This window comes from Methylobacterium crusticola, assembly GCF_003574465.1.
Lineage (GTDB): Bacteria > Pseudomonadota > Alphaproteobacteria > Rhizobiales > Beijerinckiaceae > Methylobacterium > Methylobacterium crusticola.
Map to the genome: position 1 here is coordinate 1 of NZ_QOWC01000244.1, position 11,101 is coordinate 11,101.

Below are 11,101 nucleotides of genomic sequence, written 5' to 3' on the forward strand. Positions count from 1 at the left end.
GAAGGAGATGCCACTGCGCATCCCGCCAGACGCGCAGCACGGACTTCAAACCGAAACCCGGACGGACTCAACCGTCAGTGCTCAACCACTAGATCGAGCTAGACGCGGTGAGATAGGGGCGGGAGCTACCAATGTAGGGGTATCGTTCCCCTTGTTCCTATTCTAAGAGCCTCAGATTGTGTGCCGTTAAGCGACGTTTGGGCCAGCAAATATGAGTAGAAGGTCCCGTTGGCTGCGATGGAGTTGGGGAGCATCTGAGTTACCAAGAATGGACGTCTGGGACGCTCGTCGCTGTGGCGCCTGCGGGGTCTGGGTCGCTTGCTTGAGTTGCGGGCGTAGCACCTCTACAACAATCGACTACTGGCCAGAGTCTATACAAGTGTCCGAGATAGCAGAGCATGTGCGGTGCACGGCGTATAGGAGGCGCAACGTGGAGACTTGGCCAGATTGGAGGGGTGCGTGGCCCGAGTACCAGGCGTGAGGGGGTCACTGCCGGGTGGTCGGACGGGACGTGGCGTGGCCGGATCGCCGCGGACCTGAGCCACGGGGCTCTAGTGGTTGTCCGAGGGCTGACATCCAGGCTTTCATCAACCTGTCCATGGAGGAGCGATCCAGCCGCGCCAGCATGCGTTTCTCCATGTGCGCCATGACCATGGCCTGCAAAGGCTGAAGGTCCGGGAGCCCGAGGAACACACGCGCCTCCTCGGGCGTGCAATCCACGTCTGCGGTGACCTGCATCGCGAAGCCCTCCTCATCCCGAAGAATGCGGACCAGCTTCGATCGATCCCGCGCTTGAGATCCGGCGGAGGGCGGGACGTGCCGTGGCCGGCGCGGAGGCGGTAGAGGCAAAGTGATTGCTGGCGAGGTGAACCTCAGCCTCCGGCCAAGCGGCACTCGATCCAATCCTGCGCCTCTTTCAGATCCAAGAAGGTGTGCTGGATGAGATCGTTAACTCGGCCAAATCCTGCCTCCAAGAACCACGATCCGGCATCCTCGCCGTGGTCATCCGAGAGGCGCACCAACACGGCCACCAAGAAGCCACCCGAGAAGACCAGCTGGCTCTCCGTGTCGTCACTGCCCGTGGCAACCCGCACGGGCTGAAGGTGAAGGCTCATCCGGCCTGCTGTTTTAGGTGAAGATACGTAGGATCAAACTCGGAGAACTTAGTCAGTTCCATCCAGTCGTTAATTTGTAGCGTGCCGCCCACGAGGGTGATCAACCCCTTTGCGCGCAACACCTTCAACACACGGTTGACGTGCACGTTCGTTATCCCAAGCGCGTCAGCAATGTCCGACTGCGTGACCGGCAGTCGGTACATATGGTTCTCAGCCAGCCCGACAGCTTGGAGCCTCAGGTACAACTCGCAGAACAGGTGCGCGATCGCCTGAGTGGCGTCACGCCGCCCCATGCCGATCATCCACTCGCGGAAGACCGCCGCGTCCACGAGCGTGTTGCGCCAGAAGGCGGCCGCGACGCGGGGAAAGCGCGCCGTCAGCTCGTGCAGGCTGTGATGCGGGATGAAGGCCACCGTGGCTGGCGTCAACGTGCCGAAGCTGTGGTCCATCACCTCAAGATGCAGGCTCAGCAGGTCGGGGATGTCGCCCGGGATGTGCAACGAGAAGATCTGGCGCTTGCCCTGGCTGAGGAGCTTGTAGCGGCAGGCCCAGCCCTCCAGCATGAGGCAGCACTGTGAGGGACGATCCTGATCGCGCACGATGTCTTGGTCCGGCTTCAGAGGCCGGATCATGATGGGCAGACCCTCGATCGCCCGCCGCTCCTCGTCGGACAGGGGAGCGATGCTCTCCAGCTTGCGGATGAGGATGTCGATGGAAGGTTTGGGAGCTGAAGTCATCGCCCCTTCCGCTTGCCTTGCAGGTGGAAGCGCAGGGCTCTCCCGGCCATCAGCACCTGCCTCCGATCAGCTGATGATTAAGCCAACCTAGGGCGCATGTTAGCGTTGATCACTAACCCATATCAATGGCTGGGCAGTTTTGTTCGTGATGTGCCGTGACCGGAAGGCGGGAACCCGGATCGGGCTTCCGGAGCTAGGGTCGGACCAGTCGCGTCGCGCCCCGTGCCCCATGCCCGATGTCGCCTTCATCACCTTCGCCGTGCTGGTCGCCCTTGCCCTGGTTGTCATGATCGCGATCGTGGTCTGGGTGGACCGAGCCTGACCACGAAGAAGCCCGCCGCGGCGGGGAGCCGGACGGGCAAGAGGTAGGGTCCATTGGAGATAGTGGAAACCGGCGGCCGCTGGCCTGGTTCCGGGCGCCTCAGGCGCGCCGCCGCACCGCTTTGAACCGCTCGCGCCCTTCGAGGCCGTTTCGGGAGCGAGGCGGAGGGACAGCATCCGCTATCATCGAGCGCTAAGCCTCTGAGAACGCTCGGCACGGCTTCGGGCTCGGATCGTCTACCCACGTTTCCACCCATGAGGTGTACGGGATCTGGGCTGCATGGCGGGGTAGAAGAGGGCCGGACACGGTCGCAGCGGTCCGGCACTCTTCCACGCCCGCGAGAGGTTCCGCCTGGCCGCGCTGGTCGTTGTCCAGAGCGACCACGCCTGCCGGGGCGGACCATGTCTTGAAACGCTCATCACTCGAAGAGGCCTGCTGAGGTGGTGAGCTGGGCGACTTCAGGATTGGGTGTCCAAGATGGGCCTCCCCACGAGCGGCGAGGCCCCTTGCTCTCGCCGCCTCCAGGAACGCTTTATCTCAGCCCATCGTTGGCTGGGTGGCGCCTAGCGCTAGCACCAACAAAGGGAGAAGCAAGCGATGGCAGTCGATAAGGATCGCGTCGAAGGCTCGGCCACCAACGTGGGCGGCAAAGTCAAGGAAGGTGCAGGCAAGCTCACGGGCGATAAGAAGCTCGAAAGCGAAGGCGTTGTTGATCAGGTAAAGGGCAAAGTCCAGAACGCTGTTGGTGGCGTGAAGGACGCCCTTAAGGGCAAGTAAATCAAACCAACTCGGTTAGGAGGATGATCGAATGCATGCTCGCCGCGACCCGATCGTCTTCTTTGGCGAATTTCCTCAACAGTCTTCCTTCTTGCCCACCTTTTGGTCAGCTCCCGCATTGTTCATCGCACCAACCGTACCCGGAGAAGCCGGCTGCTGACCGCCAGCAAGGTTCTTGCTGGCTGGATCAATCTGGTTCCCACGATTGCCACTCGTTGAGCCTGTCTTATCACCAGGCATCTGGTTGGCGCCGACATTGTTCATTGCGCCGACCGTCCCTGGCGAAGCGGGCTGCTGTCCACCGGCGAGGTTCTTGCTGCCTTTATCGATGTCCGAACTCGTAGTGTTCGTTGCTTGCTGATTGGGGCTGGTGCCCTTCGTGGCTCCGGTATCGCATGGCCCAGCGAGAGCCGACCCCGCGGTGAATGCGAGAACAGCAGCGGTGCTGAGCAGAGTTGAAGCCTTCATGGCGGGTTTCCTCCTGCCGTCACTAGCAAGAGAGAAGCACAGGCCGCTGCCGGGGTTCCTGTCTGGACGACCTATTCGCGTGGGTCGATCGTAAACTTTAGTCCGAAGCGTCACTCAGTTTGCGCAAGGTGGTGACGCCTTGCACTGCGGAAGAACGGAGAGATTGCAAGGGGCACAAGCTCCAGAAGCGGAGCCGCCAGCCTGCACGTTGATGAAGGATCACCAAGTCGGGTTGTCCTTCCGTGTTGTGCCACCATAGATCCGCCATCTCGGACCCTCAGAAGATCGGGTTTCCTGCACGGGTTAAGCTCGGCTCGCGAGTAGCGCTCCGAACGGCAGCAAGCCCGCACCCACGGCCGCCCTCGGCAGGATAGCGGAGGGCACCTCAGGCGCCGGTGCCCGCACCCGCGGCGCCCTCGACTGCACAGTCCGCGCCGCCTTCAGTTCGCTCCAGCAGGCGCTGCCCGACTCGCGCCCTATACTGCGCCGCAGTCCCGCCAAGCCTGCCGCCCTTAAACCCAACCGCCTCCGATCTGCAGCCGCCGCTTTGTCGCCGCCTGTTAATATCGGTCGTCAAAAATTGCTCGCCGGGTGGAACCGAGTTCATTGCCAGCCGTTACGCGCGTGCGAGGCCCGATCCGGGATCGCGCGGCGGGCGCCGGCCCCGGTGCCGGCGTCCCTTGTAGTCACGTTGCTCACGGGAGGATGTGGTTATGAGGACCTACGACGTTGCCCCCCTGTTCCGCTCGTCCGTCGGCTTCGACCGGCTGTTCGACCTGCTCACCCAGGCCGACCGCGTCGAGCCCTCGACCGCTTGGCCGCCCTACAACATCGAGAAGCTGGCCGAGGACCAGTACCGCATCACCATGGCGGTGGCGGGCTTCTCCCCCGACGAGGTCGAGCTCACCCAGCACGACACCACCCTCCTGGTCGCGGGCCAGAAGTCGGGCTCGGAGGGCGAGCGCCAGTACCTGCACCGTGGCATCGCGGCGCGCACGTTCCGCCAGACCTTCAACCTGGCCGAGCACGTGACGGTCACGGGCGCGACCCTGGAGAACGGCCTGCTGACCGTCGCGCTCAGGCGCGAGGTTCCGGAGGCGCTCAAGCCGCGCCGCATCGCCATCGGCGCGCCCGGCGCCGTCGGGCAGGACAACGCGCTGGCGCGGGTCACAGGTGAGGCCAAGGCCGCCTGAGCCCTTTCGACCTGGAACGATACGCTCCCTCGCGGGCTCGCCGGCCCGCGAGATATGCCGCACGCCCTCAACCATGCTGATGGAGGTGAGCCATGAGTGTGAGAGATCTAATCCCCTGGAGACGCAGCACGAACGCGCCGATGCCCGCCACGATGCGCGTCGAGCCCGCCAGCCCGTTCCTGACGCTCCACCGCGAGATGAACCGGCTGTTCGATGATGTGTTCAGCGGCCTTGGAGCCGGGGTCGCAGGCCTGCCGGGCCGTCTCGGCTGGCCGAGTGTCGAGATGGTGGAGACCGAGCAGGGCCTGCGCCTCTCGGCCGAACTGCCGGGGCTTGAGGAGAAGGATGTCGAACTCCTGATCGACGACGACGTCCTCACGCTACGCGGCGAGAAGCGGGCCGAAGCCTCGGACCAGGAGCGCGGCTACTCGGAGCGCAGCTACGGCCGCTTCGAGCGGATGATCGCCCTGCCGTTCGCGGTCGAGGAGGAGAAGGTCGAGGCGTCGTTCCGGAACGGGGTGCTCAGCGTCACGCTGCCCCGCTCAGCCAAAGGGCCAGAGCGCGGGCGCCGCATCGCGATCAACGGCGCCAAGCCGCAGGACACGGCGCACTGAACGCGGGCGTCCATTAGGACGCACGTGAACTGATCGACGGGAACGCATGACACGGCGGCTGGTGCGGACCAGCAGGTCGCATCGGCCGCTCGTCCTTTGCTCAAGAGGAGGAGGGTTGTCACATGCAGCAGCTTGAGACCACGATCGAACGCCTTGGCCCGGTGGCTTCGGCCACTCTCAGGTCGGCAGCGGTGGATGCCTTCGAGGCATTCTGCGCACCCGGCGACGTCTTTCGGCGCCCCCGCGAGGTGCTGAGCTACCCCGGCCTCTCGCGGGCCGAGAAGCGCGCCATCCTGGCGTCCTGGGCCTCTGACGCGCGCGCTGTGGACACCTGCCCGGCCTTGCGCTGCCTGCCGGGGTGCCGGGCTGAACCCGTGCCGCTCGACGAGGTCTTGGCAGCGCTGCAGGAGCTGGATGGCGAGCCGGCGAACCGGGCGCTGGCAGGGTCGCCCGAGCAACGGTTCTCAGAGCGGTTCGAGTGTCGCTGGCGTGGCGGAGGGGGAACGCGGGAGAGCGGTTTGAACTGAGACCGGGAGAGGAGCGCTGGCGACGTTCCGCCTGAAGGATTGGCGCCGCCGGCCGTCCCGGCTGCGACGCATGAGACTTGAGATGCAAGCACGGGACGCGAACGCGGCTGTCGCGGTCGAGTGGCTCCTGTCCACCGGACTCTGCCTCGGGTTTGCGGCGCTCCTGCCTGCGCCGGCCGCGTCCTCGGCGCTGGCGGCACTGCTCACACTGACGGGATTTGCCTGGCTTGGCGTGGCGATCATGCAGCCCGAGCCGCCGGTGGACAGCCCGCACCTGACCACCTGGGACAGGTCTCAAGCGCGCCACCATGGCGCCCTCAGTTGAGGGCCAGTCTAATCGCCTCCGGCGGGACCTCGCGGGCCGGCGGCTAGTCTGAGGTGATCTCTGACGCATGCGCCGTCCTGGCGCCCGCCCAGTAGATCGCTAGTTGTCGTTTCCAAGGAGGTTGTCCTTGGTGATCCTGCTGATGGGTGGCTGTCCGCCGAGAGCGGCGTGAGGTCGGCGGCTGTTGTAGTCACACAGCCATGGCGTCATGGCGGCGGTCCGCTCCCGCGAGGAGGCGTAGGGGCTGGCGGAGAGCCACTCGCGCAAGGTCGTCTGGATGAAGCGCTCGGCTTTTCCGTTGGTGCGCGGCGTGTAGGGCCGCGTGCGCTTGTGGCGGATGGCGTGGCTGGCAAGTGCGCTGCGGAAGAGGTGGCTTGTGTAGGCGGAGCCGTTGTCAGTCATGACGCGCTCGACCGTGACACCGAGGCTGGCAAACCAAGCCAGCGCTCGCGCCAGGAAGGCCGTGGCGCTCTCCTTCCTCTCGTCGGGCAGGATCTCGGTATAGGCCAGCCGCGAGGCGTCATCGCCGGCCACGTGCAGCGCCTCCCAGCCGGTGCCGCGCTTGGTGCTCTGGCCTGTACGGTCGCCGGTGATGCGGTGGCCGATGCCGTCGATGCGGCCGAGCTTCTTCGTGTCGAGGTGGAGCAGCTCGCCCGGACGCTCTCGCTCGTAGCGGATCACCGGCGGCTTGGGATCGAGGGCGGCGCGCCGGCCGAGCCCGAGGCGGCGCAGCACGAGGCCGACAGTGGCCAACGGCACCCGCGCCTGCCGGGCGATCGCTGGCCCGGACAGGCGCTCCCGGCGCAGCCGAGCGATCTCGGCGACCGCAGCGTCATCCAGCCGGGTTGGCGAGGTATTCGAAACACCCACAGAACGTCATAGCCGCTGCCGCTGCGCCTAGTTCGGAATGCCACATATACTATTAGTCATGCGCACGACTGAGGGTGATGCGAACGTGACACATGACGCCACGACTAATCAACTGACGCGATGGAACGAGCGCGGCCGACGATGGGTTTCAAGACATTAGCTATCGGCGCGCTTTGCTCCACGCAAACGCACGCGTGCGGCACGTCGGGGTACCGCTGAGCTCTCAATCACAGAGACAGGAATGAGCGCAGAGGATCAGGCTGACCTTCCCCACCACGTGGCAGTGCAGCAGATGATTGATAACCTCGTTGAAGCGGGAGCGACCCCTGCTGAGACGATCAATGCGGCATTCACAGTCGCAGTTTCCAACTGGCTCAGCCTGTGCGGGCTTCGGCATGTCTCGCGGGAACTCGGTGCCCTTGCTCACGCCTTGGCGGCTGAAGCTGATCGTCGAGCGTCAGAGAGCACACCCGCAAAGCACTAAAGGCGGCACGAGCTCCTCTGAGGTACTGCCTCCTGATCGGGCCACGGCACGTCCCGCCCGACTACCTGGTAGTGGGCCGGCAGCGGCGACATGAACCCGGTCTCGGTGTTGATCCGGGCGTAGTGGGCGAGCATGTCCCGCATGACGCGCGGATCGCGGGCGCCGCAGGCGGAACACACCAGGCACTGGGCCGCCGGGAAGGGCAGCCGGTCCGGGAACGGATCGGTCGCGATGACGGCATGGTGCTGGCAGTCGAGGCCATTGCAGAAGACCGTCGCGGTGGTCTCACCCTGAGCCCACAGTTCGCCAAGGCGCATGCTCATCACCCACCTTCCTGGCGGGCAACCGGGGCATCTAGTAGTCCAAATCTAACGCTTGGTCCCAGCCACGAGGGGCCGCTTCCAACCGAACAGAGACGTTCGTCGGCGCGGTGGTGAATGTCTGCATTTGGCCGAAACCGGAAGGGCCGCGTAACAGTTCGGAAGCCTTCTTAGGTCTTCACCTCCGCGACATATTTTTTCATGCTGACAGAGCCATCTGCGAGAAGTGAAAATGTCACAATGTCATTGTTTTTCCAACCAATATGTTTAACCATTTCTACTGGAAGGCGAACTATGGTATTCTTACCCTCTAAGGTCGTCGCCACCGTCGAATTCCAGGAACGGATTGGCTCGGCACCGGCCATCTTACCCGTGACAGCGCCTACTCTATCTTGTACAACATCAACCGCTTTCTCTGCCAGACCACCAGCAAGCTCCTTCGCCTGATCGAAGCCCTCAGTGGCCGTTTTGCGAAGTTTGTCGAATTCAGCCTTGAAATCCATCGCGACCTCACTTTTGCTTGCAGCGCGTCCTGAACGGCTTGTCCACAGAGAGAATTCGGGATGGGGAGCAGTGTTCCTGGGTTTGAGCTTCCCCCGGCCCCCAGGGCCGCACCCCCGCTACAACATTGCGAGTGGCGGCTTCGGTTGGACAGCAGGCAATCGGCCCGCAACGGCACATCTTGGGCGCACACCGGACCTCGTGGGCCCGATGCCTGACTTCCGCTCACCACCCCTTGCGGACCCTGCGAGTGGACACCAAGCGTCAGATCTGGACCACTAGCTGTCATTGCTATGGAGGTTGTCCATCCGGTGCTGGCGCGCGAGGCTGTGGTTGCGACGCCTGCAACCCCGGAGCCGGAGCCTCGGATGGACACTCACGAGAATGCGCGCACGACGCCGCGGAGTCGACAGCTCATCGTCACACGGCTGGCCGAGGGCTGGACGGTGAGGGCGGTTGCTGCGGCGCTGGGGATTGATCCCAAGACGGTGCGCAAGTGGCGTGATCGCTTCGCGGCCGAGGGCACGACGGGCTTGGCCAACCGCTCGTCGCGCCCGCATACCTATATAGCGGTACGATACATAACTATGCAATCCGGGATGAGTGGCCGTCATAAATACAAAAATTCTGTAGTTATAAGAAATCGCACCGGTTACCGTCGGAAAAGAATTTATCAGTCCTATTCTAAGATCTAATAGCTTGATGTTGTTGAATTTGTCAATTATTTAATATTGACATGTGAATTTATTATTGAATTTAATTAGCAATTGCAACAAATGTTATAACATGGAACCAAATTTATTTGCCTTGCGTTCCTGAATTTATGATATCCTACGTAATGTAACATTCGACAGGTGGCGCGTGGCTGAGATTATTGCTCTGGAAGTCGGCAAAGATCCAGCCGGCATAGAAAGCTACTTGACCGTTAAAAAGTCGGCGACCCAAAACGGGCTTCCCGTTTTCGAGATCGTTGCACATGTTAGAGGAAGGTGCCAATCTGTAGGGGAGCGCATATCATCCCCTGCCTTGGCTTTAAGTAAAGCTTCAGATGAAGCCGATCGGAACGGATTCAACGTTGTTTATGTCGAGACCTGTTGACATTACTGATTGAACGTCGGCTATATTGCCGTATGGAAGCGAGATAACAAATTAATCTTAATCGCAGTTGCCATATGTTGCTTTCTGATTAAACCTTCATGTGGGAAAGGAGCCTCCGAAACCCGGAGACTTGCAGTTGGACATTAACCTCGTCCTCATCTTGGGGGGACACACGAGATGGGCCGCGGCTTGGGTAGCAAGGACACGAACCCGCATCGCCACCCATGGGGCGCATGGAATTAGTGCTGCCTAGTAGGGCAGATTAGGTACCGAGCTCCACCCCTGAAACCCGGTACCCTCCCCTGAGCGACCGCACCTGTCGGAGCGGAGCATGCTCTGAGCGCCCTTGCGTGAAAAGGCGTGCCGCTGCGGAGCCGGGCAGGCTGAAGTTTGGTGAAGATCCTAATTTAGCAGGATCAGCATGCGAACCGGTCGATGCTAGCGCGGCCCCGTTGCAATCAGGCCGCAGCATCCAGCTGCGCTGGTGTGGCCTATCGATCGAAGGGGTTGGCTACGTCAGGCAAATATCGTTGCCGAATTTAACTCATGTCATATGGCTACGCTTCTAAACGGCATACAGTTTAAGCACTGCCGCCGCTCAATGGGTGGAAGGTGCGAAGCAATGTCAAATGACTTCGTCACGCATAAATACGGGAGCGCTATACCGCCAGTAGTGCAGACGTATCGCGTATATGTACTGGGAGACGATAGTGAGATAGTAAATACATATTATATAAGTGCAGAAAGCGACGAAGACGCAATATATTGTGCGAACGTACTTGCGGATGATTATTTCGTTGAGCTGTGGGATCGCTCTAGATTGATCATTACATTGAGACCCCAACCAGCACCACAAGTCCGACGAGGGCAGCGAGGTCCGACAAGCCGATATCTATAATTATCTTTGCTCCTCAGCCTGCGTGAGCGGAAGCATAAAAAAGGAGCGACGTCAGATCCACTCGCCGTTGTCGTCGGCGTAGGCCATCTGCCGGCTTCGGGCGACGCTCACCCCCCGGAACATGCCCTCCGTGCTGGCCTTCGTCTTTAACTCCCGCCAGAACGCCGTTGTCCGCTGCCGTTTCGATCGAACCGGTACAGCATGCTCGGCCGCGCTGCGCTCGACGGAGAGGTTGTTGTCGGCCTCGATCTCTTCGCTCGCGCTTGCGGGCGGTGTCTACAGCACCTCCATGCTGATGCACTGGCGCGTGATGGTGGTGAGGGGGCAGGCGCTGCCGGTTGTCATCTTGGGGATACTCGCGCGCGCTTCGATCGGTGCCGGCCAGTCGCACAGGTCGATAGCATCGGGCGCTCTCTCAAGGCCGAGGCAGCGCACCAAACGATAGCAGACCATCCTCCGCCCCACGGTTGCTTGAGACACCCCAGAAGCGGACGGTCTCCGCGGCAGGGGTGAGTACGATGACGACAGACGTGAAGGCAGTTGCAGAGGCGGCCGGTCCTGGCCGAGGCGGGCGCATGTCCCGGCAGCGCAAGCGCGATGCAGTGCTTCGACTGCTGCGCGGCGAGGACCTGGAGAGCGTCTCGCGTGGCCTGGGCGTGACGGCTGCAACCCTGTCGGGCTGGCGCGACGCCTTCCTGGCGGCGGGTGAGGCGAGCTTGGCGACCCGGCCCACCGATGGCGAGGTGCTGGAGAGCGGCCGGCTGAAGGCCAAGCTCGGCGAGATGCTGCTCGAGCGCGAGTTGCTGGAGGCCAAGATCGTGGCCCTGGAGGCGCGCGGCCCCGGCCCTTTGG

The 11,101-nt window shown here is 62.5% G+C and carries 15 protein-coding genes; 8 read left to right on the forward strand and 7 right to left on the reverse strand.

Annotated elements, in window-relative coordinates:
- Positions 1-486: 486 nt before the first annotated feature.
- The 3 genes from DT057_RS31845 to DT057_RS31855 all read right to left on the reverse strand — a co-directional run bounded on the left by DT057_RS31845 (position 487) and on the right by DT057_RS31855 (position 1,852).
- On the reverse strand, positions 487-738 hold the full coding sequence (locus DT057_RS31845; RefSeq protein ID WP_203236433.1) for a DUF6489 family protein: 252 nt from the start codon (positions 736-738) through the stop codon (positions 487-489).
- Positions 739-872: 134 nt separating this feature from the next.
- Positions 873-1,115: a hypothetical protein gene (locus tag DT057_RS31850; protein ID WP_128566052.1), complete on the reverse strand. Its 243-nt coding sequence runs from the start codon at positions 1,113-1,115 to the stop codon at positions 873-875.
- Positions 1,112-1,852 carry a Crp/Fnr family transcriptional regulator gene (locus DT057_RS31855; protein ID WP_128566053.1) on the reverse strand — a complete coding sequence of 247 codons (741 nt, stop codon included), beginning with the start codon at positions 1,850-1,852 and terminating at the stop codon, positions 1,112-1,114. Before DT057_RS31855 ends, DT057_RS31850 begins: the two co-directional genes overlap by 4 nt.
- 919 nt (positions 1,853-2,771) lie before the next feature.
- Between DT057_RS31855 and DT057_RS31860 the strand changes: the two genes are divergently transcribed.
- Positions 2,772-2,951: a CsbD family protein gene (locus tag DT057_RS31860; RefSeq protein WP_128566054.1), complete on the forward strand. Its 180-nt coding sequence runs from the start codon at positions 2,772-2,774 to the stop codon at positions 2,949-2,951.
- Between the two features lie 75 nt (positions 2,952-3,026).
- On the opposite strand, the gene DT057_RS31865 is transcribed toward DT057_RS31860, so the two are convergent.
- On the reverse strand, positions 3,027-3,419 hold the full coding sequence (locus tag DT057_RS31865) for an exopolysaccharide production protein YjbE (RefSeq protein ID WP_128566055.1): 393 nt from the start codon (positions 3,417-3,419) through the stop codon (positions 3,027-3,029).
- 713 nt (positions 3,420-4,132) lie between these two features.
- On the opposite strand from DT057_RS31865, the gene DT057_RS31870 reads away from it, so the two are divergent.
- The 4 genes from DT057_RS31870 to DT057_RS31885 all read left to right on the forward strand — a co-directional run bounded on the left by DT057_RS31870 (position 4,133) and on the right by DT057_RS31885 (position 6,078).
- The gene (locus DT057_RS31870) at positions 4,133-4,612 is read left to right on the forward strand and encodes an Hsp20 family protein (protein WP_128566056.1); all 480 of its coding nucleotides are present in this window, start codon (positions 4,133-4,135) and stop codon (positions 4,610-4,612) included.
- A 92-nt stretch (positions 4,613-4,704) separates the two neighbouring features.
- Positions 4,705-5,226 (forward strand): Hsp20/alpha crystallin family protein, encoded by a 522-nt coding sequence (locus tag DT057_RS31875; protein ID WP_128566057.1) that lies wholly within the window; start codon positions 4,705-4,707, stop codon positions 5,224-5,226.
- A gap of 122 nt (positions 5,227-5,348) precedes the next feature.
- Entirely contained in the window at positions 5,349-5,753 is a 405-nt protein-coding gene (locus DT057_RS31880) for a hypothetical protein (RefSeq protein WP_244937419.1), read from the forward strand.
- 82 nt (positions 5,754-5,835) lie between these two features.
- Complete coding sequence (locus DT057_RS31885) at positions 5,836-6,078, forward strand: hypothetical protein (protein WP_128566058.1); 243 nt, start codon at positions 5,836-5,838, stop codon at positions 6,076-6,078.
- A 99-nt stretch (positions 6,079-6,177) separates the two neighbouring features.
- On the opposite strand, the gene DT057_RS31890 is transcribed toward DT057_RS31885, so the two are convergent.
- The 3 genes from DT057_RS31890 to DT057_RS31900 form a co-directional block, all read right to left on the reverse strand.
- Positions 6,178-6,948, reverse strand: coding sequence for an IS481 family transposase (locus DT057_RS31890; protein ID WP_128566059.1), 771 nt, complete (start codon positions 6,946-6,948; stop codon positions 6,178-6,180).
- 480 nt (positions 6,949-7,428) lie between these two features.
- Positions 7,429-7,755 (reverse strand): hypothetical protein, encoded by a 327-nt coding sequence (locus DT057_RS36265; RefSeq protein WP_203236432.1) that lies wholly within the window; start codon positions 7,753-7,755, stop codon positions 7,429-7,431.
- Between the two features lie 167 nt (positions 7,756-7,922).
- Positions 7,923-8,255, reverse strand: coding sequence for an AbrB/MazE/SpoVT family DNA-binding domain-containing protein (locus tag DT057_RS31900; protein WP_128566060.1), 333 nt, complete (start codon positions 8,253-8,255; stop codon positions 7,923-7,925).
- 366 nt (positions 8,256-8,621) lie between these two features.
- On the opposite strand from DT057_RS31900, the gene DT057_RS37605 reads away from it, so the two are divergent.
- The 3 genes from DT057_RS37605 to DT057_RS31915 all read left to right on the forward strand — a co-directional run.
- Complete coding sequence (locus tag DT057_RS37605; protein ID WP_162501569.1) at positions 8,622-8,948, forward strand: helix-turn-helix domain-containing protein; 327 nt, start codon at positions 8,622-8,624, stop codon at positions 8,946-8,948.
- A 1,431-nt stretch (positions 8,949-10,379) separates the two neighbouring features.
- Positions 10,380-10,694 (forward strand): hypothetical protein, encoded by a 315-nt coding sequence (locus DT057_RS31910; RefSeq protein ID WP_128566062.1) that lies wholly within the window; start codon positions 10,380-10,382, stop codon positions 10,692-10,694.
- A 73-nt stretch (positions 10,695-10,767) separates the two neighbouring features.
- Positions 10,768-11,101: helix-turn-helix domain-containing protein (locus DT057_RS31915; RefSeq protein ID WP_162501570.1), on the forward strand; the 334-nt coding region annotated here is incomplete at its 3' end.

Bases quoted from the DNA above. Each gene is read 5' to 3' on its own strand.
- DT057_RS31845 (WP_203236433.1), bottom strand. From the start codon at position 738: ATGCAGGTCACCGCAGACGTGGATTGCACGCCCGAGGAGGCGCGTGTG.
- DT057_RS31850 (WP_128566052.1), bottom strand. From the start codon at position 1,115: ATGAGCCTTCACCTTCAGCCCGTGCGGGTTGCCACGGGCAGTGACGAC.
- DT057_RS31855 (WP_128566053.1), bottom strand. From the start codon at position 1,852: ATGACTTCAGCTCCCAAACCTTCCATCGACATCCTCATCCGCAAGCTG.
- DT057_RS31860 (WP_128566054.1), top strand. From the start codon at position 2,772: ATGGCAGTCGATAAGGATCGCGTCGAAGGCTCGGCCACCAACGTGGGC.
- DT057_RS31865 (WP_128566055.1), bottom strand. From the start codon at position 3,419: ATGAAGGCTTCAACTCTGCTCAGCACCGCTGCTGTTCTCGCATTCACC.
- DT057_RS31870 (WP_128566056.1), top strand. From the start codon at position 4,133: ATGAGGACCTACGACGTTGCCCCCCTGTTCCGCTCGTCCGTCGGCTTC.
- DT057_RS31875 (WP_128566057.1), top strand. From the start codon at position 4,705: ATGAGTGTGAGAGATCTAATCCCCTGGAGACGCAGCACGAACGCGCCG.
- DT057_RS31880 (WP_244937419.1), top strand. From the start codon at position 5,349: ATGCAGCAGCTTGAGACCACGATCGAACGCCTTGGCCCGGTGGCTTCG.
- DT057_RS31885 (WP_128566058.1), top strand. From the start codon at position 5,836: ATGCAAGCACGGGACGCGAACGCGGCTGTCGCGGTCGAGTGGCTCCTG.
- DT057_RS36265 (WP_203236432.1), bottom strand. From the start codon at position 7,755: ATGAGCATGCGCCTTGGCGAACTGTGGGCTCAGGGTGAGACCACCGCG.
- DT057_RS31900 (WP_128566060.1), bottom strand. From the start codon at position 8,255: ATGGATTTCAAGGCTGAATTCGACAAACTTCGCAAAACGGCCACTGAG.
- DT057_RS37605 (WP_162501569.1), top strand. From the start codon at position 8,622: ATGGACACTCACGAGAATGCGCGCACGACGCCGCGGAGTCGACAGCTC.